18 protein-coding genes are annotated in these 22,940 nt (G+C 35.7%); 16 read left to right on the top strand and 2 right to left on the bottom strand.

The window, feature by feature from the left end; translation table 11 throughout:
* The first annotated feature begins 32 nt into the window (after window positions 1–32).
* The 6 genes from BLT04_RS15100 (at window position 33) to BLT04_RS15125 (ending at window position 4,063) form a co-directional block, all read left to right on the top strand.
* Window positions 33–458, top strand: a complete 426-nt coding sequence (locus BLT04_RS15100; RefSeq protein ID WP_089756621.1) for an SRPBCC family protein — start codon at window positions 33–35, stop codon at window positions 456–458.
* Window positions 459–463: 5 nt separating this feature from the next.
* Window positions 464–847, top strand: coding sequence for a VOC family protein (locus BLT04_RS15105; RefSeq protein ID WP_089756622.1), 384 nt, complete (start codon window positions 464–466; stop codon window positions 845–847).
* 36 nt (window positions 848–883) lie between these two features.
* Window positions 884–1,906, top strand: coding sequence for a glutaminyl-peptide cyclotransferase (locus BLT04_RS15110; protein ID WP_089756623.1), 1,023 nt, complete (start codon window positions 884–886; stop codon window positions 1,904–1,906).
* 130 nt (window positions 1,907–2,036) lie between these two features.
* Entirely contained in the window at window positions 2,037–2,972 is a 936-nt protein-coding gene (locus BLT04_RS15115) for a hypothetical protein (RefSeq protein ID WP_228421981.1), read from the top strand.
* A gap of 38 nt (window positions 2,973–3,010) precedes the next feature.
* The gene (locus BLT04_RS15120) at window positions 3,011–3,625 is read left to right on the top strand and encodes a deoxynucleoside kinase (protein WP_089756625.1); all 615 of its coding nucleotides are present in this window, start codon (window positions 3,011–3,013) and stop codon (window positions 3,623–3,625) included.
* Between the two features lie 87 nt (window positions 3,626–3,712).
* The gene (locus tag BLT04_RS15125) at window positions 3,713–4,063 is read left to right on the top strand and encodes an ArsC/Spx/MgsR family protein (RefSeq protein WP_089756626.1); all 351 of its coding nucleotides are present in this window, start codon (window positions 3,713–3,715) and stop codon (window positions 4,061–4,063) included.
* A 56-nt stretch (window positions 4,064–4,119) separates the two neighbouring features.
* Here BLT04_RS15125 and BLT04_RS15130 read toward each other — a convergent pair whose 3' ends face one another.
* Both BLT04_RS15130 and BLT04_RS15135 read right to left on the bottom strand, forming a co-directional pair.
* A complete protein-coding gene (locus BLT04_RS15130) occupies window positions 4,120–4,425 on the bottom strand; it encodes a DUF493 family protein (RefSeq protein ID WP_089756627.1) in 306 nt (101 codons plus the stop codon).
* Window positions 4,426–4,466: 41 nt separating this feature from the next.
* The gene (locus BLT04_RS15135) at window positions 4,467–5,144 is read right to left on the bottom strand and encodes a DUF4197 family protein (protein WP_089757299.1); all 678 of its coding nucleotides are present in this window, start codon (window positions 5,142–5,144) and stop codon (window positions 4,467–4,469) included.
* 221 nt (window positions 5,145–5,365) lie between these two features.
* Here BLT04_RS15135 and BLT04_RS15140 point away from each other — a divergent pair, with 221 nt between their 5' ends.
* From BLT04_RS15140 to BLT04_RS15185, 10 genes are all read left to right on the top strand, one after another.
* Window positions 5,366–8,188: a SusC/RagA family TonB-linked outer membrane protein gene (locus tag BLT04_RS15140; protein WP_089756628.1), complete on the top strand. Its 2,823-nt coding sequence runs from the start codon at window positions 5,366–5,368 to the stop codon at window positions 8,186–8,188.
* Window positions 8,189–8,198: 10 nt separating this feature from the next.
* Window positions 8,199–9,623 (top strand): RagB/SusD family nutrient uptake outer membrane protein, encoded by a 1,425-nt coding sequence (locus tag BLT04_RS15145; RefSeq protein WP_089756629.1) that lies wholly within the window; start codon window positions 8,199–8,201, stop codon window positions 9,621–9,623.
* 76 nt (window positions 9,624–9,699) lie between these two features.
* Window positions 9,700–11,088, top strand: a complete 1,389-nt coding sequence (locus BLT04_RS15150) for a glucoamylase family protein (RefSeq protein ID WP_089756630.1) — start codon at window positions 9,700–9,702, stop codon at window positions 11,086–11,088.
* Between the two features lie 279 nt (window positions 11,089–11,367).
* The gene (locus BLT04_RS15155; RefSeq protein WP_089756631.1) at window positions 11,368–12,075 is read left to right on the top strand and encodes a carboxylesterase family protein; all 708 of its coding nucleotides are present in this window, start codon (window positions 11,368–11,370) and stop codon (window positions 12,073–12,075) included.
* A gap of 481 nt (window positions 12,076–12,556) precedes the next feature.
* Window positions 12,557–14,887 (top strand): beta-glucosidase BglX, encoded by a 2,331-nt coding sequence (gene bglX, locus BLT04_RS15160; RefSeq protein ID WP_089756632.1) that lies wholly within the window; start codon window positions 12,557–12,559, stop codon window positions 14,885–14,887.
* Between the two features lie 113 nt (window positions 14,888–15,000).
* Window positions 15,001–15,399, top strand: a complete 399-nt coding sequence (locus tag BLT04_RS15165) for a hypothetical protein (RefSeq protein WP_089756633.1) — start codon at window positions 15,001–15,003, stop codon at window positions 15,397–15,399.
* A 196-nt stretch (window positions 15,400–15,595) separates the two neighbouring features.
* Window positions 15,596–17,023, top strand: a complete 1,428-nt coding sequence (gene purB / locus BLT04_RS15170; RefSeq protein WP_089756634.1) for an adenylosuccinate lyase — start codon at window positions 15,596–15,598, stop codon at window positions 17,021–17,023.
* 122 nt (window positions 17,024–17,145) lie between these two features.
* A complete protein-coding gene (locus BLT04_RS15175) occupies window positions 17,146–18,105 on the top strand; it encodes a WG repeat-containing protein (RefSeq protein WP_089756635.1) in 960 nt (319 codons plus the stop codon).
* Window positions 18,106–18,193: 88 nt separating this feature from the next.
* Window positions 18,194–19,210: a PDDEXK nuclease domain-containing protein gene (locus BLT04_RS15180; protein WP_228421982.1), complete on the top strand. Its 1,017-nt coding sequence runs from the start codon at window positions 18,194–18,196 to the stop codon at window positions 19,208–19,210.
* Window positions 19,211–19,224: 14 nt separating this feature from the next.
* The gene (locus BLT04_RS15185; protein ID WP_089756637.1) at window positions 19,225–22,920 is read left to right on the top strand and encodes a phosphoribosylformylglycinamidine synthase; all 3,696 of its coding nucleotides are present in this window, start codon (window positions 19,225–19,227) and stop codon (window positions 22,918–22,920) included.
* Window positions 22,921–22,940 lie beyond the last annotated feature (20 nt).

A 22,940-nucleotide genomic window follows, 5' to 3' on the forward strand; every position in this document is an offset into this window, starting at 1 on the left:
ATCTAACGTCTAATTTCTAATATCTGTTTTAAATGAGTATTCCTATCATTGTTCAGTACAAAGTAAATGCTCCGATTGAAAAAGTCTGGAAGGCATTGACCGATAAAAGCGAAATGAAATCATGGTATTTTGATATTCCTGATTTTGAGCTGGAAGTCGGAAAACAGTTTAATTTTTATGAGCCGGGAGATGCCCACAAGTACCATCATCAGGGAGAAGTACTGGAAATAATTCCGAATAAAAAGTTTAAGCATAGATGGTCTTATCCGGAATTTTCAGAAGAAAAAACAACCGTAACCTGGGAATTAACAGAACAGGAAGGCGGAACTGTCATCACTTTAATTCATGAAAATATTGATAATCTGAAAGATTTAGGTGAAAATTTTTCAAGAAAAAGCTTTGCAGAAGGCTGGAACGGAATCATCAACCAAAGTCTGAAACCTTATCTGGAAAAATAGGAGCTATGTCAAAATATACTTTCCTTCGGCCGGTTCTCTGGACCCAAAATTTAGATGAAACCATCGGATTTTATACTCATATTCTGGGTTTTACGCTTTTAGGAAGAAATGACAACTGGCAGTGGGCTTCTTTGAAAAAAGATGATATTCAGATCATGCTGTCAAAGCCTAATAAGCACGAAAAGTTTGAAGGAATCAGCTTTACGGGTTCATTTTATTTTAATGTTGAAAAGGTTGATGAGCTTTGGGAAAATCTGAAAACAAAGGCAAAAATCTGCTATGAAATCGAGACTTTTGAATGGGAAATGAGGGAGTTCGCGATCTATGACAACAACGGTTATATATTACAATTTGGTGAACCTGTAAATGAAATTAGCAAAGCGGAATAAAATTTGCTATTTTTGGGGAAATATTTTAGAAATTCAATGAAGAAAAATATAATAATTGGTTTTGCTGCTATTTTGATGTTGGCATCTTGTAATAAGGATGAAAAAATCCTGAATACTTTGAATGATTATAACAATTCTATGGAAGAAAAAGGCTATCATTTCGGTGATAAACTGGCGCTTCCTAAAGAAGTTACAGACAATGCAGAAAGTATCTCGATCAGCTTTGGTGACAAGGAAACCTCAAGTTTGACAGTTGATCCTAAATTTTTTACGTTAGGAGACAACGCAGTTACTTTTAACATCAAAACAAAAGGTGGTGAAACACTGAATCAGGACGCAACCATCAATGTTTTTGCAAAAAATCCTGAAAAAAATATTTCTTACGAAATCGTTTCCGAATATCCTCATGATCCTAAAAACTTCGTACAGGGCTTCCAGATTGAAGGAAATACGATCTACGAAAGTGACGGACAAAACGGAGCTTCTCAGATTTTAAAATATACATTGGGGACAACAACACCGCTTGCTTCTACAAAACAGGCTCAGGAAGATTTTTCTGAAGGAAGCACAATTGTGGATGATAAAGTATATCAATTAACCTGGCAGAGCAAAAAGGGTTATGTTTATGATAAAAATTCATTAAAATTATTATCCGAATTTGCATATCCGAATGTGCTTGGAGAAGGTTGGGGATTAACATACGACGGAAAAAATCTGATCGCTTCAGACGGAAGTAAATTATTATATTTCCTTGATCCGAAAAACCCTTCAAAACTGGTTAAATACATCGCTGTAGCAGGAAGTAAGCAAGCGTACGATCAATTGAATGAGCTGGAATTCCATAACGGGTTTATTTATGCAAACGTTTGGCAAAAACCAACTATTTTAAAGATCGATCCGGCAACAGGAGAAGTCGTAGGAACATTTGACTTTACAGAATTAACCAAGAAAAACACAAAAGGAAGTGATGATGTTTTAAACGGAATTACTTTTAAAGGTGATAATATGCTGGTAACCGGTAAAAACTGGTCAAAAATTTATGAAGTTGCCGTTAAATAGTTAAAAATTTAAAGCGATTTCTATTTAACAAAATAAAAGTATTAAATTGGTAGCGTTCCTTTGGAGCGCTATCTTTAGTAAAAATAATTTGAGATTATTTCAGTTCATAATAATTTTCTTTTTCTGCTCGATGTATGCGCAGAAAGCCCTTCCGTTAGACACTTTGAAGCTAAAGGAAGCCAGAGATATGCTCGCGGACGATTACGGAAATTTATACATTTACAAAAACAAGGATTTCAGTTTTACCAAATATGATTCCTTAGGAAAACAGCTGGGAAAAATGATGCTGACGGTTCCGTATAAAATTCAGGGTGTACAAAACCCGTTAAGCGTGCCTTTATTTTCTGAAAATGCTCAGGAATTAAAGTTTGTAGATCAGAATCTTAATGAAATTCAGAAAGTTGATTTTAAGCAGAAATTCGGTTTCATCAAAATGACCTATGCAGAAGATCTTCAGCAGATCTGGCTGCTTGATGAAAGTTCTAAACGTTTGATTCAATATAACTTCAGGAATGATACAACGATTAATTCTTATCCTTTTGATGCGAGTTTTGATGATTTAACGGATCTTTTGGTCTTTGAAAATAAAATTTATATTCTGACGAAAAAGAATATCAGAGTTTATACTTTTAAATTTGAAAAAATCTTTGAAGCCGAGATCGAAAACGGAAAACGCTTCAGAAGGGAAAACGAATTTATTTTGGTGATTACCAATAATTCTATTATAAAATATGTTCCTGAAAAAGGAATGGTGAAAATTTTTCAAGATCCGGATGCGCAAATTGTGGATAAAAATACGCTTGCATATTTTGAAATCAAAGCGAACAAACTTTATCTTTACAACCTCGAAAACAATAAAGAAACTGAACCACACGCAGAATCCGGGCCTGAGCAAAAAAGTACAGAAAAGCCAGTAGATAAACCAGAAGAAAAAAAGGTTGAACCTACAGAAATGCCGATCGAAAAAGAGGTGGAAACCAGACAGAATTCTGGCGAAAAACCTGCAGACAGTACATTGGAAAAGCTGATTGAGGATAGCTCGGAAGTTCAGAAAGTGGGAATTTAGTACTTTTCATTATTATCAGAAACACTTAAAGGATAAATATGCATATTGCAGTTACAGGAAATATTGGGGCAGGGAAAACTACGTTAACGACCATGCTTTCAAAACATTACGGATGGGATGCTCAGTTTGAAGATGTAGATCACAACCCTTATCTCGAAGATTTTTATGCGGATATGAGCAAGTGGAGCTTTGCTTTGCAGATCTATTTCCTGGGGAGCCGTTTTCGTCAGGTCAAAGAGATCAGAGAGAGCGGAAAAAGTGTCATTCAGGATCGTACGATTTATGAAGATGCCCATATTTTTGCAGAAAACCTGAATGATATGAATCTGCTTTCTGACAGGGATTTTAAAAATTACGCTGCAGTATTTGATTTGATGAAATCTTTCGTTTCAGCACCGGATCTGTTGATTTATCTTAAATCTGATGTGCCGAATCTGGTCAAAAAAATTTACAAAAGAGGAAGGGAATATGAAGCGTCAATCAGCATTGAATACCTTTCAAAATTAAATCAGAAATACGAAAAATGGATTTCAAATTACACAGAAGGAAAATTGTTGATCATCGAAGTTGACGATTTGGATTTTGTTGAAAAACCGGAAGATTTTGGCATTATCTTAGAAAAAATAGAAGTAGAATTGAATGGATTGTTTTAACAATTATTTATTATAAATTAAAGTTCGCGTAACCTGTTTTCTTCCTAAATTTGTTAAGATCAAGTTTAATTTTTAAAATAGCTAAAAATGTTGGTTAAAGTTTTACATAACGGAAATTGCTCAAAATCAAATGCTGTATTGGAGTATTTGGATGAGAATGGTGTTCCGTTTGAAATTATCAACATGATTGATGATCCTTTAAGTGTTTTGGAATTGAAAACAGTTCTGAAAAAGCTTAATCAGAGTGTATTTCACATTATCCGAAAGACAGAAAAGCTGTATATGGATAATTTTGCGAATAAAAATTTTTCAGAAGAAGAATGGATTAAAATTTTATCGGAAAATCCTTCTTTAATTCAAAGGCCGATATTGATAAAAGGTTCGGTAGCAATGTTGGGAAGACCAATTGAAAATGTGAAATTTTTTATTGAGAAATAATTCAGGCATTAAAAATATAAACTAAAAAGTCAGCATTGCGCTGACTTTTTTGATTACTATAAAAGAATTACGCCTTCTATTTTTGCGACTTCTTTATAAATATTTACCACCTGATTAGCATCTAAAACAAATGCGTTGATATTGCAGGCTGTATATTTTCCGTTTTTACTTTCGCGGTTTCCTAATGTAAATTTAATACCGTCAAAAACCCTGTAAATCTCAGTAAGTTTTGATTGATCGGTCGGAATGATAAACTTAAATAAATAATCCTCAGGAAAATCGTGGTGATCTTCCAGTTTCTCCCTCAGAGAATTGTAAAAATCCTCGGGGCTTGCATGTTGATTTCCTTGTAATATATCCATTTACAAATTTTAAATTATATATAAATATAACGAAATTTTTTCTATTTTCCAAGTGGTCCCAGCAACGACTTAGAGTTCTGAATTTCGTAATCTTCGATAATATTAAACAGCCCGTTTACCAGCTGTTCAGAAGCCATCTGGCTTAATCCACCTGCATTCAGATTGTTGTTTCCGCCTCCTAAAAGATTTCCCAATAAATTACTTCCTGACAACGCGGTGTTGATGGTTTTAACAATACCATATTGGTTCAGTTGCTCATCTACTTTTGGAGCGATTGCGGCAATCAGCTGTTGTGATGTTTTTTCTTTTAATATTTTTGTTGCGGTACCTTTTTCCCCCTGTATAATCCTTGTAACATCTTGTGCATTTAGGCTGTTTACGGCATTTTGCAGGATTGGTTTTGAGATATTAACAGTGTAAGAAGCTGCCTGCGCAATATATTCCCTTTCTTTTGCCACAAGAGAAGGTGAAACTTTTTCCAGCATCGTGTTGATCTCTCTCAATTGTTTAGGTAACGCTTTATCGACCAAATTATTTTGTAGAAAAGCATCTTTATTGCTATAAATTCCCATGCCTTTATCAATACCGTTCAGTAAGAATTTTTTAATAATTGACAGGCCCAAATCTGTGGTTGCCAGAGTAGTGCAAGAATGCATCGTGGTATTAATGACTGCTCCGGTACCTATAACGAAGGCTGCCGCAATGATATATTTTTTCATTTGATTTGACTTAATTGTTGATATTCCCAATTGTACGCCAAATTTAGAAGGATTATTTTTAATTAACAAAAAGTTAAAAAATTTATAGTAAATTAACATTGTTGAAATATATTTTTATAATTTTGACCTAATGTCTTTTTTTGAGATTTAAGAAATCACAGAATAAGGCATTAAAGAGTTTATACTCTATTTCAGTGATTGTACAAAATAAATTAAACTATATGAAACAAAGTGATTTAAAGTATTCATGTCTCATTGCTGTTCTGTACTTCGGTATGAACGTCAATGCGCAGACTACGCCTAAAGACACTGTTCCAAAAGAGCAGAAAATTGAAGAGGTTGTATTGATTGGATATGGATCTCAGAAGAAAGAAAATGTGACAGGAAGTATCGGGGTGGTATCAGCAAAAGATTTGGCGGATAAGCCGAATGCTAACCCGATAAGCTCTATTCAGGGAAAAGTTGCTGGGGTGAATATCACAAACTCAGGTACTCCAGGAGGCTCACCACGAGTAGATATCAGAGGAGTTGGTTCTCTATCAGGAAATACTGTTTTTATTGTAGATGGTATGATTACTACTGATATTTCTTACCTTAATTCTCAGGATATCGAATCGATGAGTATTTTAAAAGATCCTTCAAGTTTGGCTATTTTCGGAGCTCAGGCAGCAAATGGAGCTGTGATTATAAAGACTAAAACGGGAAAAGGAAAACCTGTTTATAATTTCAACTCTTATTTAGGAATTAAAAAGGTGACCAATATTCCTAAGATGGTTAATTCTGATCAGTATATAGAATTATACAACGAAAAACTGATGAATGATAATGGCTCTAGTGCAGGTTCCATTAGCAGAGCAAATTTTCCCGCAGATACAGACTGGTACAACGAAATTTTCCGCACAAGCATAATAAATTCTAATGATTTTTCTGCAACGGGAAGTTTAGGGAAGCTTAATTATTATGCCAGTGTAGGATATCTTCAGGATGAGGGTAATCTTGCTGCAGGCAGAGGCATCAATTCTGGAAGTGGTTTTAATAGATTTAACAGTAAATTAAACCTTAGTTATAAAATAACGGATAATATTACAATTGGAGATAACTTCAGCTTTTCAAAAATGCGTACTGATGTGTCGACAAACCCTTTACTGACGGCTTTTATTGCGCCTCCAATATTTTCAGTCATGAATCCTTCGACTGGAGATTATCAATACTTTAATGGATATTCTATTGCCAATCCCCGCGCTCAGCTTGATCTTTACCGTTCTCAAATAAGACAGGAAAGACTGCTTAATAACGTGTGGGGAGAATTGAAGTTTTTGAAAGATTTTACATTCAGAATCAGCTATTCGAGTGATAATTACAGCCCTAGCCAATATGAGTATACGCCGACACTTACTTATGTTCCTGTTGCTAATCAGGTAGCTTCTACTTTGATCACAAGAAACTTTAGAAATAGAAATTATGTTTGGGATAACACAATTAATTGGAAAAAAAGTCTAGGCAATCATAATCTGGAAATTCTTGCAGGTTTTTCTAGAACAAGAACTTCTATCTCACAAGACTACTGGTCTGCCAAGAATGTTAAATATGACGGGACGAACGGCTCTTTAAATATTGCAAACGGAACAGATATTGTGCATGTAACCACTGATAGGGATGATGCAGTTGTTACTGCTGTTGTTCAGGATCAGCAAAGAATTGAATCTTTCTTCGGAAGGCTTAATTATGATTATAAAGGAAAATATTTATTAAATGCATCTATTCGTAGAGATGCCAGCTCACAGATTAATGTTGACAGATACAGAACCTTTCCCGCGGTTAGCGCAGGTTGGGTAATATCTAAAGAAGATTTTATGAGCGAACAGAATCTCTTCAATTTATTAAAATTAAGAGCCAGTTATGGAGAACTGGGGAATCCTAACGTAGGAAGAGGATATACTGCAAATACATCAATTATTGCAGGCGGTGCATATTATGGAAATACAGGTTATCCGGCTCAAACGATTGACAAATTCATTGATCCTAACATTGGTTGGGAAACGACAACGGGGAAAGATGTAGGCTTGGAAATGGCATTGTTTAATAACAGGCTTAAAATTGATGCAGCTTACTATGATAAAGATTCCAAAAATGTAGTCTATGGTGTAAATCAGGGAACTGTTTCTGGTGCAAGTAACTGGAATAATTTTGTGACAAACGCTTACTCTTTTAATAATAAAGGGTTTGAAGTATCTGTTAATTACAGTGCTAAAATCAATGATAATATTAATTTTGGTGTGTATGGTAATTTTACATCGCTTAAAAATGAAATTACATCAGTGTATGGCGGATCATATTTGGAAACCGGAGCTAGTTTATTTGGAAATTCTATTGTAAGATTACAGGCTGGCCAGGCTGTCGGTTCTTACTATGGCTATAATGTAGCGGGTGTCTTCCAAACAGATGCAGAAGCTACAGCATCAGGCCAAGCCGGAGCAAAAGCGGGCTGGTTTAAATTTACAGATCAAGATGGTAATGGAATTATTGACTCAAGAGATAAAACATTCTTAGGAAGCCCTATTCCTAAAGGTACTTACGGTTTTGGAGTTAATTTCAATATTTATGCAATTGATGTTGCTGTTGATTTCCAAGGTGTATTTGGTAATAAGATATACAATTATAACCGTGAACAACGTTATGGAAATGAGACTTGGGATTTAGATATGTATAATAACAGATGGCATGGTGCCGGGACGTCTAATACAAATGCAATGATAACGTCTAATCAATCTATTATTTTACCGAATAGCTTTTATGTTGAGAGCGGCAGTTATATCAGAATCAGAAATATCCAGGTTGGATATAATTTACCAAAAGCTTTTGCAAACGCTCTTTCTATTACAAAATTGAGATTGTATGTAAGCGCCCAAAACCCATGGACAAGTTTCAAATATAATGGCTTCTCACCGGAGATCATGAATACGGATAGAGTACAGATGGGAATAGACAATAATATTTATCCAATCTCTGCAATTTATACAATAGGTATGAATTTAACATTTTAATTAAAAGATCATGAAAAAAATATTTTTAACACTTTCTATATTTTCATTAATCGTAAGTTGTAGCGATGATTTTGTGGATATCAAAGATGAAGGACAAACTGAGGCAACAAATTTCTTTACCACTCAGGATGACGCAATGCAAGGAACCAATGCTATCTACAGTTTTTTAAGAAGCTGGGAAAATTCAGGATTCCCTGCTCAATACGTATTTGGGGTTCCGGGTGATGATGTAGAAAAAGGATCCAATCCTGGTGATGCATCATTTATTAATGCATATGATAATTTTACATATACAGTAAGTGATGATGGGGTAAGAGGATATTGGATAGGACAGTGGCAGGCTGTTAACAGAGCCAATCAGGTTATTACCAATGTGCCCAAAATAGAAATGGATGCTACTCTTAGAAACAGATTAGTGGCTGAAGCCAGAATGTTAAGAGCTTATTTTTATTTCAACTTGGTAAGAATTTATGGAGGTGTTCCTATCTATGACGGATTACCGGCGGATGGCAATTATCTGAAAGCAAGGAATTCCAAAGAAGAAGTTTATAATTTTATAGTTTCTGACCTTACTGCTGCTGCTGCAGTTTTACCTCAAAATTATCCAGCATCAGACCTTGGAAGAGTAACAAAAGGTGGTGCTTTAGGATTGCTTTCAAAAGTTTATCTTTATATGAAAGATTATCAGAAAGCATACGATATTTCAAACCAGGTTATTGGTATGGGCTATAGCTTAGATCCGGATTTTAATCATCTGTTCAGACCGGCTGGAGAATTTGGTTCTGAATCTGTTTTTGAGGTTAATTGTGATTGTTCTGCTGCATTTGGAGGTAGTCAGTATGCAGAAGTTCAAGGGGTTAGGAATCAGTATGGATGGGGCTTTTTTACTCCTACGCAAGCTTTGGAAGATGCATTTGAGCCGGGAGATATTAGAAAAGAATTAAGTATTTTGAGAGAGGGAGAAACAACCCTTGAAGGCGATGTAATTCACAAAGGAGATCCCCAAGCCGGAAATTCATGGAATCAAAAAGTTTATGTTCCATCTTCTTTAAATAATAATGCTTGTGGATATGGGTCTATTCAGAATATAAGAATTTTAAGATTTGCTGATATTCTTTTAATTAATGCTGAAGCGGCTAATGAATTAGGCAATACTGCTGCGGCTATTACAAATATCAATAAGGTAAGAACAAGAGCTCATCTTGCCAATACTACAGCATCTACTCAATCTGCCCTTAGAACTGCTATTTGGCAGGAGAGAAGAGTTGAATTAGCTATGGAAAATGATAGATTTCCAGATTTGGTAAGAACAGGCCAGGCTGCTACATTTTTAGGACCTAAAGGATTTACGGTTGGAAAAAATGAGCTTTTCCCAATTCCTTTGGATGCAATGAATCAAAGTAACGGGCTTTTCGTTCAAAATCCCGGTTATTAAAATTTAATCAATAAACTTTAGAGGAGAATGAAAGTTCTCCTCTTCTTTTAGGGATGAATTTTAAAATATTTAAATTATGAAAAGGACAGTACTATCAATCGCAGTCGCATCATTATGTGCACTTTCCTGCAAAAACTCTCAGACTCTTAAACCATCAAACGCCCAAACTCAGACTGTAAAAAGCAATATTACAGATGAGCAGTTGATGGATAAAGTTCAGAAAGATGCTTTGAAATATTTTTGGGATTATGCAGAGCCGAATTCGATGTTGGGAAGAGAACGCTATCACGAAGACAATATCTATCCGGATAATGATAAGCACGTTGTTACAACAGGCGGATCAGGATTTGGATTAGCAACAATTTTGGTCGGAGTTGAAAGAGGTTTTGTTCCAAGAAAAGATGCTGTAAAAAGACTCACCCATATCATGGATTTTCTGGCGAAAGCAGACCGCCACAAAGGAGCCTGGTCGCATTGGATTAATGGTGAAACAGGAAAAACAGTTCCTTTCGGGAAAAAAGATAATGGTGGAGATCTGGTGGAAACAGCATTCTTGACTTCAGGAATTTTAATGGTCCGTGAATATTTTAAAAACGGAAATACCGAAGAAAAAGCGTTGGCCCAAAAATGCGACGAGCTTTGGAAAGGAATCCAATGGAACTGGTACACAAAAGGAGGCGAAAAAGTCCTTTACTGGCATTGGTCACCGGAATATCAATGGGAAATGAATTTCCCGTTGGAAGGCTACAACGAATGTTTAATTACCTACATTTTAGCCGCTTCATCACCAACTTATTCGATTGATGCGGAAACGTATTACAAGGGCTGGACAAGAAACGGAACCTTCCTTTCAGACAAAACAAAATACGGACTTCCCATGTATGTAAAGCACAATTATGCTGAAGAATATGGCGGACCGCTGTTTTGGGCACATTATTCATACATCGGCCTAGATCCGACGAATTTATCAGATAAATTAATCAAAAATTACTTTGATTTAAATAAAAATCAGGTACTTATCGACTACAAATACTGCGTTGAAAATCCAAAAGGATGGAAAGGGTACGGACCAAATTATTGGGGATTAACCGCAAGTTATTCAAGAAATGAAGACGGAAGTGTAGGCTATAACGCGCATTTTCCACAAAATGATCACGGCGTAATCAGTCCAACGGCGGCTTTGAGCAGTTTTCCGTATTCACCCAAAGAATCCACGGATTTCTTAAGATTTATCTACACCCAAAAACCTGAATTCATCGGTTCTGCAGGGCCTTACGATGCAACTTCCATCCATTATAATAATTGGACGACGCCAAGATATCTGGCAATCGATCAGGGAACAATCGCTCCAATGATTGAAAATTACAGAACAGGATTTTTATGGAAATTATTCATGAATGCACCCGAAATTCAAAAGGGATTAAAGAAATTAAGCTTCAAATCGGAAAAGTATAACATTAAATAGTATTTTTCAGGAGCTTAATCCCGCTTTCCGCACTCGCTATTTTTTTGTTTATTTCGGCGGCGGCTTTGCCGCCGCCGAAATAAACAAAAAAATGAGCTCAAACAAAGCTGCAATCGGGGCTATTTTAAAAACAAAAAGTTCCGAAGGGACGACTTAATAGAGAATAGGATGCAATACTATTTACATAAAAACCAATTATCAACAGGAACGGGTTTTAACCCATTTAAATAAAAAGGAATTAATTAAATTGGCTTCAGCCAAAACTTAAAAGTTCTCATAATGAAATTTAAACTAAAACACCTCCCAATTTTACTTCTCCCATTTTCCTTAAGTATAAACGCTCAGGAAATAAAGGCAGAATTTAACAAAGAAGTAAAAAGACAGGAAAAAATCTCTTACATTCTTGATTATCCACAAAAGATAAAAGGAAATGTTCCTTTGATTGTATTTCTTCACGGTTCGGGAGAAAGAGGAACAAATCTGGAGATCGTAAAAGCGCACAGCCCGTTCACGTATAAAAACCTGATCAAGGAGCCTGTTGCAATTTTAGCGCCTCAATGTCCGGAAAATATGTGGTGGGATACGGTTACGGTTTATAATTTAATTAAAGAAATTCAGAAAAAATATAAGATTGATCCTTCCAGAATTTACCTGACCGGACTTTCAATGGGAGGTTGGGGAACATTGAAACTGGCAATGGAGCATCCTGAAATGTTTGCGGTAGTAGTTTCAGTTTGCGCACCGACGGATCGGGTCATGTATGCGAACATCGATCAGTACAAGAATTTGAACATGAAAATCTTTCATGGTGGGATGGACGACGTCGTTTTACCCGAAAATGCATTAAATTTCTATCAAAACCTGCATCCTGTCAATCCAACCGCAGAATTAACGATTTTCCCGAACGACAACCATAATTCCTGGGATTCGGCCTATTCCAATCCCGCGTTATACGAATGGATGCTGTCAAAAAGAAAAGAGAAATGATTTATTCAAATTTAATAATATTAGTAAATTCTTAAAAGTCGCTATCATTTGCTGAGTGAAACGCCCTTGCGAACGAAAAATATGCAAAGCAATTTTAAAGAAAAACTTTGCAAGTTTATGGTTTAGAATAAAACTTTATCAAATTAAGAAATATTCAAGATCAGCTATCATTTGCTGAGTGAAACGCCCTTGCGAACGAAAAATATGCAAAGCAATTTTAAAGAAAAACTTTGCACGTTTATGGTTTAGAATAAAACTTTATCAAATTAAGAAATATTCAAGATCAGCTATCATTTGCTGAGTGAAACGCCCTTGCGAACGAAAAATATGCAAAGCAATTTAAAAAAAAATCTTTACGAACTTAGCGTTAAAAGCTTATTATTATTAAAATTAAAACAAAAAAAAATACAACTATAATTTATAACGAAGATAGATTTTATGAAATCGAAGATTCACGAATACCTTAAAAAAATGAAGAAGTATGAGTAAAAAGTTAATTGTAATTGCAACTTTAGCACTTGCTCCGATGTTTTCGGCGCAGGAAATGGTAACCAAGCCGGTTCAGTCTTATCAGCCGGCCCAATATCAGGCTAAAAAGAAAGCTTTTGTAGATAATCTTTTGTCGAAAATGACTTTAGATGAGAAAATAGGACAAATGAACCTTCCCAGTTCAGGAGACTTTACAACAGGTTTAGCTCAAAGTTCTGATATCGGAAAAAAAATAGAGCAAGGTTTAGTCGGTGGACTATTCAACATAAAAGGAGCTGATAAAATCAGAGCAGTTCAGAAAGTAGCGGTTGAAAAAAGCCGTTTGAAAATTCCTTTGATTTTCGGGATGGACGTTATTCACGGTTACGAAACAACTTTTCCGATTCCATTAGGTTTAGCGGCTTCCTGGGATATGAATTTGGTTCAGCAATCAGCAAGAGTAGCGGCAAAAGAAGCGTCTTCTGACGGAATCAACTGGACGTTCTCGCCAATGGTGGATATTTCCCGCGAACCAAGATGGGGAAGGGTTTCCGAAGGCTCCGGTGAAGATCCGTATTTAGGAAGCGAAGTGGCGAAAAACATGGTTTATGGCTATCAGGGAAAAGATTTATCTGTCGGGAATACAATTTTAGCGTGTGTCAAGCACTTTGCACTGTACGGAGCGGGTGAAGCGGGTAGAGATTATAATACGGTTGATATGAGCCACGTGAGAATGTTCAATGAATATTTTCCACCTTACAAAGCGGCTGTAGATGCGGGTGTAGCTTCTGTAATGGCTTCTTTTAATGAGGTTGACGGAGTTCCAGCAACCGGAAACAGATGGCTTCAGACTGAGGTTTTAAGAAATAAATGGAACTTCAAAGGTTTCGTAGTGACTGATTACACTGGTATCAACGAAATGGTCGACCACGGAATGGGAGATCTTCAACAAGTTTCAGCCTTAGCATTGAAAGCCGGAGTTGACATGGATATGGTTGGCGAAGGATTTTTAACAACACTTAAGAAATCTTTAGCAGAAGGAAAAGTTACGCAGGCTGAGATTGATATGGCAGCTAGAAGAATCCTTGAAGCAAAATATGACTTGGGATTATTTACTGATCCTTACAAATATGGTGATGCAAAATTGGCGGCAAAAGAGGTTTTCAATATGGAAAACAGAAATATTGCAAGAAATGCAGCAGCGCAATCAATGGTTTTAATGAAAAATGACAATCAGGTGCTGCCTTTGAAAAAATCAGGAACGGTTGCCGTGATCGGTCCATTGGTAAACAATTCATTGAACATGGCAGGAACCTGGAGCGTGGCCGCTCAGCATGACAAAGCGGTTAATTTAATGCAGGGTCTTCAGGCAAATTTCGGGAAAGAAGTGAAATTCATTTCTGCGAAAGGTGCCAACATCGATTATGATGCTAAATTGGAAGATATTTACGCAGCTCACGGTAAAAAAACAGACAGAGACAGCCGTTCAAAAGAAGCTTTATTAAAAGAAGCGGTTGACGTTGTCAATAAAGCCGATGTTATCGTTCTGGCGATCGGAGAATCTGCAGAAATGAGCGGAGAATCTTCTTCAAGAACGGAAATTACCATTCCTCAGGCTCAGGTAGATTTGTTAAATGAATTAAAAAAGACCGGAAAACCAATAGCAATGGTACTTTTCACAGGGCGTCCATTAGCTTTAACGAATGTAAAGGATACGCCTGATGCAATTCTTAATGTCTGGTTTGCCGGTTCAGAAGCCGGAAACGCCATTTCTGACGTTCTTTTTGGAAAAGTAAATCCTTCAGGAAAATTGCCGATGACGTTCCCGAGAAGTTTAGGACAGGTTCCGATTTATTATAATGCTAAAAATACGGGCCGCCCATTGGCTCAGGATCTTGTTGATAAATGTGAATATCAGAGATTCCGTTCCAATTATATGGATGAGTGCAATACACCTCTTTATCCATTTGGGTTTGGTTTAAGCTATACTAAATTCAATTATTCTGATATAACGGTTTCTAATGCCAATCCAAAAGGAAATCAGAGCATTCAGGCTTCTGTTACAGTAACAAATTCTGGAAATTATGACGGGGCAGAAGTGGTTCAGCTATACATCAGAGATATGGTTGGAAGCATCACAAGACCCGTAAAAGAGTTGAAAGGTTTCCAAAAAGTAATGCTGAAAAAAGGAGAATCCAAGAAAATTACTTTCGATATTACCCCTGAAAGCTTAAAATTCTACAATGGAGATCTCAAATATGACTGGGAATCCGGAGAATTTGATATCATGATCGGGACTAATTCCCAAGATGTAAAACATTCAAAAATCAACTGGATAAAATAAATATTCTATAAGCCGCTCATTTTGAGTGGCTTTTTTATATCTTAGAACGTGGAAATTTCATATCCCTACTTTGGCATGATTTTTACCACATTAAAACAGTAAAAAATATAAAAATGAAAAAAATGATTTTATCCGGAGCAATCTTGCTGGGAACTTTGGCTTTTGCTCAGGAAAAACCACTTATCGTAGGAAATGATAGTGATTCGCATGGCTGTAAACCTTCTACTGGATATACGTATTCGCAAATCAAAAATGATTGCGTAAGAGTTTTTGAGCAAAAAATTAAATTAACCGAAGTAAAGCCAAAAGGCAGCTCAACATCAATGACAGCCGTAATTTTCAGCAAAGACATGAAAAAAGCGGAAGTCTTTCTTCCCGAGCAAAATACAGGAAGCTTAATCCTGACAAAACTTGGAAAAAGCAAAGCCTGGAAAAACGGTAAATATGTTTTAACTCCTTACAAAAAGACAGGATATCAGATCAAGAAAAATGATGTTGTAATCTATCAATAAAACTCAGTTAAAGTAAATCAAGCCATTCGTAAGAGTGGTTTTTTTATTTGTATTTAAATTACCATTTTAGTTTTTAAATTTCATCTTTTAATTTGTGATATTAGTGCAAAAATTAGCGCTATCCGTGTTTAAGAAAAACCATTTTTATCTCTCGCCGAAAATCCGTATTTTTGTGCATCTAAAAGTAAAAGAAAGAATGAATTCCTACAAAAATCCATTGGAAGAGCGCTACTCCAGTGAAGAAATGTTATTTAACTTCTCACACAATAACAAATTCCAGAATTGGAGAAAACTTTGGATTGCTCTTGCTGAAATCGAAAAAGACCTTGGCCTTGAAATCACAGACGAGCAAATCGCAGAGTTGAAAGCTAATGCTGAAAACATCGATTACGATAAAGCAGCTGAGTATGAGAAAAAATTCCGTCATGATGTAATGGCTCACGTTCACACGTATGGTGACGTGGCGCCTTCTGCAAAAGGAATTATTCACCTGGGAGCTACTTCGGCATTTGTAGGAGATAATACAGATTTAATTCAGATCCGTGACGGACTTTTAATTTTAAAGAAAAAGTTGGTAAACGTGATGAAAAATCTTTCGGATTTTGCCATTCAGTATAAAGATTTACCGACTTTAGGATTTACACATTTCCAGCCTGCTCAGTTAACGACTGTCGGGAAAAGAGCAACACTTTGGCTGCAAAGTTTGGTTCTGGATATCGAAGAGCTTGATTTTTTCCTTGAAACATTAAGATTCAGAGGGGTAAAAGGAACAACGGGAACTGCCGCAAGCTTCCTTGAGCTTTTCAACGGTGATTATTCTAAAGTGAAGCATTTAGATAAAGAATTGTCAAAAAGATTCGGTTTCGAAAAAGTTTTCGGAGTTTCCGGACAGACTTACGACAGAAAAATCGATGCTAAAGTGGTCGCTTTATTAGGAAATATCGCTCAGTCTGCACATAAATTCACCAACGATTTACGTTTACTTCAAAACCTTAAGGAAATTGAAGAGCCATTCGAAAAAAATCAAATCGGTTCATCTGCAATGGCTTACAAGCGTAATCCAATGAGAAGCGAAAGAATCGGCGCATTGGCAAAATATGTAATGTCTTTGACGACGAGTTCGGCTATGGTTGCTTCTACGCAATGGTTTGAAAGAACGTTGGATGATTCCGCAAACAAAAGATTAACGATTCCTCAGGCGTTTTTAGCGGTTGATGCCATTCTATTGATCTGGAACAACATCATGAACGGTATTGTGGTGTATCCGAACAGAATCAACAAACATATTATGGAGGAACTTCCTTTCATGGCGACAGAATATATCATCATGGAAGAAGTGAAAGCTGGTGGCGACCGTCAGGAAATCCACGAATTGATCAGAGTTCATTCAATGGAAGCTTCTAAAAAAGTAAAAGAAGAAGGTAAAGAAAACGACCTTATCGAAAGAATATTAAACGACGATTCTTTAAAATTAGATAAATCAAAATTAAAAGAAGTTCTCGACCCTAAAAATTTCATCGGTTTTGCACCAATTCAAACGGAGGAATTCATCGCCAATGAAGTTCAGCCGATTATTGATGCCAACAAGGATCTGATAGGTTTAGAGGCTGACCTTAAAGTATAATATAATGTATGCAGTCTTTTCGGCTGCATATTTACTTTGTCAAAGTTAAAATCTTTGACAAAGTTTAAAAAACCGTTTCAAGAAATCAATTCAGGAAGAAATTCAGAATTTCATCTTGCTTTATGAAAAAAATACTTTTAATCATATTATTAATTCCAATATTTTCTTTTTCTCAAAGGAAAGAAGTTTTAAAGTATTTTAAATCAAAAGATTCGTTGGTCGGTGTAAAAAATCAAGATGGTAAAATCATTGTTCCGGCGCAGTTTAAAGTTTTTTCCTATTTAAAAGACGGAGAATTGGTTGAAGGAGAAACAATTTACTTTGACGGTTTTAAAAAAGATGAAATAAAAGAAAAAAATGCATGGGGATATGTCTATGATAAAAAAGGAAATTTCCTTTACAGACCTTTCTTTTATGATAACGGCGCAGATTATTTTTCGGAAGGCGTAAGAAGGTTTGTCAAAAACGGGAAAGTTGGTTTTGTAGACAGAAATGGAACAATTGTAATTGAAGCCAATCATGATTTTGCAGCACCTTTTAATTATGGGTATTCTGCTTTTTGCAATGGCTGCGATTGGGAAAAAACCAATGAAGAACATAAAGCAATCGTTGGCGGGAATTGGGGAATGATGAATTTTAAGGGAGAAATCGTTCAACCTATTACAAAATCCGAAAATGCTGTAGAAATTGATGGCAAATACTATCCGTATCCATTTAAATACAGTGAAAAAGAGAAGAATATCCTTCAGTTTTTCGAAAAGCAAAATAAAAAGCTTTCAGAAATAAATTATGTCAATCATTACAACAAAATACCTGAAAATGAAAAGAAATTATTCTTTGAAATCGTTGAAAGACCAAAAGAAAATTTCCCGTTTTATCAGATAAATGCCTATGATTACAGAAAAATGGAAGCAGGATTATCAGATTATAAGTTTTTAGCTTCAGAAGACGGCAAAAATATCTTTGCGCTGGAATTTGAAAGTGAAAAAATTCCTTTTGAAAAATGGCTGAAAAAAGAAATAAAAGAAGCCGAAGAATTTCAAAAAGAACATCCCGATAATCCGAACAAATTAAGTAAATAAGTCCAATAGCAAGAGAACTTCAGAATTATTAATTTTTTAAATTGATCATTTAAAGAGAATGTTACAAAATCAAAATCATCAACAATTAATGACCGATTTAAAAGAACTGGTTACCAAGACAAGAAGTCAGGTGGCTGTTCAGGTAAATTCGGCAATGGTGGCTTTATATTGGAAAGTTGGACAAAGAATAAATGAGGATATTTTAGGAAATAAAAGAGCAGAGTATGGAAAAGAAATAATTTTACAAATTTCTCAGCAGCTTACTTTTGAATTTGGAAGCTCTTTTTCAGAAAAAAATATTCGGAAAATGATGCAGTTTGCTTCTGTTTTTGGAAATTTTGAAATTGTCGCATCAGCGATGCGACAATTATCATGGACCCATTTCCTTTTACTCATTCCTATTTCTGAAGATACTAAAAGAGATTTTTATATTGAAGTTTGTAAAATTGAAAATTGGAGTGTAAGAACTTTAAGAGAAAAGATTAACTCTTTACTTTTTGAGCGAACTGTAATAAGCAAAAAGCCGGAAGAAGTAATTAATAAGGAACTGAAAAATTGGTCTGAGAATAATATTTTGAATCCGGATCTGATTTTTAAAGATCCTTATTTTCTGGATTTTTTGGAATTGAAAGACACTTTTTCTGAAAAGGATTTGGAAGAAGCAATAATTGTTGAGCTTCAAAAATTTATTTCGGAATTAGGAAGTGATTTTGCATTTCTCTCGAGACAAAAAAGGATTACAATCGATAATAAAGATTACTATTTGGATTTACTTTTCTATCACAGAAAATTAAAATCTTTAGTAGTTATCGAGTTGAAATTGGGAGAATTTGAAGCTGCCCATAAAGGTCAAATGGAGCTTTATCTTTCATATCTTAATACATATGAAAAAGTAGAAGGCGAAAACCCGCCGATTGGTTTAATTCTTTGTTCTGGAAAAAATTCCGAACATATCGAACTAATGAATCTGGAATCTGATAACATAAAAGTTGCAGAATATTTTCTTGTATTACCTTCAAAAAAAGTTTTACTTGAAAAATTCCACCGTTCGATAGAAATTGCAAGGAATAAATTTGAAAATAAAAATAAGTCTAATAATATTTAAATATCCGACATCTAATGTCTCAAAACAAAAGAATTTTCGTAGAAAAAAGAGGAATTTTCGATGTAGAAAGTCCAAAAATTTTTGATGAAGTAAAAGCGGTGGTACCGTCGGTCCAAAACGTAAAAGTATATAACATTTACGATATTTTCAATTTGAATGACGGTGAATTTGAAAAGGTGGTCAACAGCACTTTTGTAGACCCTGTTACTGATATTTTACATGAAGAAAATCCTGCGGAAGGAATCCATTTTGCAATGGAATTTTTGCCGGGACAATACGACCAGCGTGCAGATTCTGCGCAACAGTGTATTTCTTTACTGACTGAAAATGAGAAGTCTAAAGTAAGAAGCGGGAAGTTGATTGAATTTGCAGGGATTTCTGAAGGTGATTTAGCTAAAATCAAAGACCTTTTGATCAATAAAGTTGAATCTCAGGAAAAAGATTTATCTGTTTTAGATATTCCTGCGGAAGAAATGCCGTCAAAAGTTATTATTCACGAAAATTTTATCAATTTTGATGATATTCAGCTGGAAGAATTCTTTAATAATCATGGTTTTGCATTAGGTTTGGATGATTTGAAATTCATTCAGGAATATTTTAAAACTGAACAGAGAAATCCTACGGAAACGGAATTAAAAGTTTTAGACACCTATTGGAGTGACCACTGCCGTCACACAACTTTTGAAACAGAATTGTCGAATATTGAATTTGAAGGACAGTTTAAACATACATTGGAAACTATTTTCAATGATTATATCGAAAAAAGAAAATTCTTAGGACGCGAATTAAAGCCAATTTCTTTAATGGATCTGGCAACCGTTTGCGGAAGATATTTCCATAAAACAGGCAATTTGGAGAACTTGGTGGTTTCTGATGAAATCAACGCTTGTACCATCCAGATCGAAGCTGAATACGATGGTAAAAAAGAACCTTGGTATTTATTATTCAAAAACGAAACACACAATCACCCGACGGAAATTGAACCTTTTGGTGGGGCTTCAACGTGTTTAGGTGGTGCGATCAGAGATCCTTTGTCCGGACGTTCTTACGTTTTCCAGGCGATGAGATTGACGGGTGCTGCTGATGTTTTGGAGTCAGTTAATAAAACTTTACCGGGTAAATTACCTCAAAAAACAATCACAAAACAGGCGGCGAACGGATATTCTTCTTACGGTAACCAAATCGGTTTGGCGACTACAATGGTTTCCGAAATCTACGATGAAGGCTACAAAGCAAAAAGAATGGAAGTTGGTTTCGTTACCGGAGCAGTTCCTGTGGATTGGGTAAGACGTGAAAAGCCTGAAGCTGGCGATTCTATCATCATTTTAGGTGGTGCAACAGGTCGTGACGGTGTAGGAGGAGCGAGCGGAAGTTCAAAAGAACAGGACGAAACTTCGATTCATACAATGAGTTCGGAAGTTCAGAAAGGAAATGCTGTTGAAGAACGTAAAATCCAGAGATTATTCAGAAATCCGGAAGTAACGAGATTGATCAAAAAATCAAACGACTTCGGAGCTGGTGGAGTTTCTGTTGCGATCGGTGAAATCGCTGATTCTTTGGAAGTTAATTTGGATGTTTTACCTTTAAAATATGAAGGTTTGAACGGAACCGAGCTTGCTATTTCTGAATCTCAGGAAAGAATGGCGGTTGTTGTTGAACCAAAAGATAAAGAGCACTTCATCAAATTCTGTGAAGCTGAAAATATTGTGGCTGTTGAGGTTGCAAAAGTGACAGATTCAGGAAGAATGCAGATGTTCTGGAAAGGTGATAAAATTGTTGACCTTTCAAGAGCATTTTTAGATACAAATGGTTGTTCGAAAAGTCAGGAAGTTAAAATTACTCATCTTAATGAAGTAAAAGAAGAAACTCAATCATTCAATGAAGAAAACTTCTTAAAAATATTAGGCGATAAAAATGTTGCTTCTCAAAAAGGTTTGTTAGAAATGTTCGATTCGTCTATCGGAGCGACTACGGTTGCGATGCCTTTAGGTGGTAAATATCAGCAGACTTTGATGGAAGGAAGTGTTCAGACATTACCGATTATCGGAGCAAAAAATATTGAAACGGTTTCTCTGGCGAGTTGGGGATTCGATGCAGAGATTTCTAAGCAAAACTCTTTATTAGGAGCTTCTTACGCTGTGATTGAAAGTGTTGCAAAGATTGTTGCGATGGGCGGCGATTATAAAAATATCAGATTCAGTTTTCAGGAATATTTTGAGAAATTGGGTCAGAATCCTGAGAAATGGGGTAAACCTTTAGCTTCTTTGTTGGGAGCTTATGATGCACAAATTAATTTTGGTTTGGCTGCGATCGGAGGTAAAGATTCAATGAGTGGAACGTATCAGGATCTGAATGTTCCGCCAACCTTGATTTCTTTTGCTTGTGCTAACGGAGAAAAGAAAAATATTATCTCTCCTGAATTTAAAAACGAAGGAAATAAAGTATATTTCTTCAATCATACCGCTCAGGAAAACGGACTTCCGAATTACGATGCTTTAAAAACTGTTTTTGAATTTGTTTTCGAAAATATTAAGGCTGGAAAAATCGTTTCTGTGAAGACGGTCAAAGAAGGTGGAGTTGCAGTGGCTTTAGCAAAAATGAGCTTCGGAAACAGATTGGGTGCTGAAATTACAGTTGATGAAAATATTTTATTGACTAAAAATATCGGCAGCTTAATCATCGAATCTAAAGAAGAATTAAGTTTTGCAAATCTTCAATTCATCGGAGAAGTTAAAAATTCAAATGTTATCAAAATTAATGATGCTGAATTTGCAATTGAGAAATTATTAGCTGCAAATACAAACACATTTGAAAATCTTTTCCCAACAATTGAAAAAGAAAAAATCACGGTTGCAATTGATGAGAAATTAAACTCAATCAACCCTAGAAATATCATCATTAAAAAGCACGGAATCGCTCAGCCAAAAGTATTTGCACCGGTTTTCCCGGGAACAAACTGTGAATACGATACGTTGAATGCTTTTGCCAAAGAAGGTGCAGTTACAAGCAGCTTACCTTTAATCAACATCAATCATCAGTTATTGGATGAAAGCATTGATGCTTGGGTAGAAGAAATCAAAACTTCCCAGATTTTGGCATTCTCAGGCGGTTTTTCTGCGGGTGACGAGCCGGATGGTTCTGCGAAATTCATCGTGAATGTGTTGAAAAATGAGAAAATGAGAAATGCCGTTCACGAATTGTTAGACAGAGACGGTATGATTATCGGAATCTGTAACGGTTTCCAGGCATTGGTAAAATCTGGATTGCTGCCTTACGGAAGAATTAAAGATTTGGATGAAAATTCTCCGACTTTGGCGCATAATGCGATCAGAAGACACATCTCTCAGATGGTCAATGTGAAAGTTCTGAATGACGAATCGCCTTGGTTGAAAGGAATGAAGGATCAGGTTTTCACAATCCCAATTTCTCACGGTGAAGGTCGTTTTATGGCTTCGGAAGAGGAAATCCAGAAATTATACGAAAATGGACAGATCGCAACTCAATACTTGGATTTGGACGGAAACATCGCTCACGGAATGCCATTCAATCCAAATAATTCATTGTTCGGTATTGAAGGAATTACGAGCCCGGACGGTAAAATCTACGGTAGAATGGGGCACCCGGAACGTTTCGCTGAAGGATTGATGAAAAATATTCCAACTGCGAATTATCACAATATCTTTAAAAATGGAGTCGAATACTTCAAATAACAATAAAAAGAAAATGAAGG

Source organism: Chryseobacterium soldanellicola (genome assembly GCF_900100115.1).
GTDB classification, from domain to species: Bacteria; Bacteroidota; Bacteroidia; order Flavobacteriales; family Weeksellaceae; genus Chryseobacterium; species Chryseobacterium soldanellicola.

Excerpts from the sequence above, each read along its gene's own strand:
- BLT04_RS15180 (WP_228421982.1), top strand. The coding sequence starts at position 18,194 with ATGACCGATTTAAAAGAACTGGTTACCAAGACAAGAAGTCAGGTGGCT.
- BLT04_RS15150 (WP_089756630.1), top strand. The coding sequence starts at position 9,700 with ATGAAAAGGACAGTACTATCAATCGCAGTCGCATCATTATGTGCACTT.
- BLT04_RS15135 (WP_089757299.1), bottom strand. The coding sequence starts at position 5,144 with ATGAAAAAATATATCATTGCGGCAGCCTTCGTTATAGGTACCGGAGCA.
- BLT04_RS15105 (WP_089756622.1), top strand. The coding sequence starts at position 464 with ATGTCAAAATATACTTTCCTTCGGCCGGTTCTCTGGACCCAAAATTTA.
- BLT04_RS15165 (WP_089756633.1), top strand. The coding sequence starts at position 15,001 with ATGAAAAAAATGATTTTATCCGGAGCAATCTTGCTGGGAACTTTGGCT.
- BLT04_RS15140 (WP_089756628.1), top strand. The coding sequence starts at position 5,366 with ATGAAACAAAGTGATTTAAAGTATTCATGTCTCATTGCTGTTCTGTAC.
- BLT04_RS15175 (WP_089756635.1), top strand. The coding sequence starts at position 17,146 with ATGAAAAAAATACTTTTAATCATATTATTAATTCCAATATTTTCTTTT.
- BLT04_RS15185 (WP_089756637.1), top strand. The coding sequence starts at position 19,225 with ATGTCTCAAAACAAAAGAATTTTCGTAGAAAAAAGAGGAATTTTCGAT.
- BLT04_RS15130 (WP_089756627.1), bottom strand. The coding sequence starts at position 4,425 with ATGGATATATTACAAGGAAATCAACATGCAAGCCCCGAGGATTTTTAC.
- BLT04_RS15110 (WP_089756623.1), top strand. The coding sequence starts at position 884 with ATGAAGAAAAATATAATAATTGGTTTTGCTGCTATTTTGATGTTGGCA.
- BLT04_RS15125 (WP_089756626.1), top strand. The coding sequence starts at position 3,713 with ATGTTGGTTAAAGTTTTACATAACGGAAATTGCTCAAAATCAAATGCT.
- BLT04_RS15120 (WP_089756625.1), top strand. The coding sequence starts at position 3,011 with ATGCATATTGCAGTTACAGGAAATATTGGGGCAGGGAAAACTACGTTA.
- BLT04_RS15145 (WP_089756629.1), top strand. The coding sequence starts at position 8,199 with ATGAAAAAAATATTTTTAACACTTTCTATATTTTCATTAATCGTAAGT.
- BLT04_RS15115 (WP_228421981.1), top strand. The coding sequence starts at position 2,037 with ATGTATGCGCAGAAAGCCCTTCCGTTAGACACTTTGAAGCTAAAGGAA.
- BLT04_RS15100 (WP_089756621.1), top strand. The coding sequence starts at position 33 with ATGAGTATTCCTATCATTGTTCAGTACAAAGTAAATGCTCCGATTGAA.
- BLT04_RS15155 (WP_089756631.1), top strand. The coding sequence starts at position 11,368 with ATGAAATTTAAACTAAAACACCTCCCAATTTTACTTCTCCCATTTTCC.
- purB (WP_089756634.1), top strand. The coding sequence starts at position 15,596 with ATGAATTCCTACAAAAATCCATTGGAAGAGCGCTACTCCAGTGAAGAA.
- bglX (WP_089756632.1), top strand. The coding sequence starts at position 12,557 with ATGAGTAAAAAGTTAATTGTAATTGCAACTTTAGCACTTGCTCCGATG.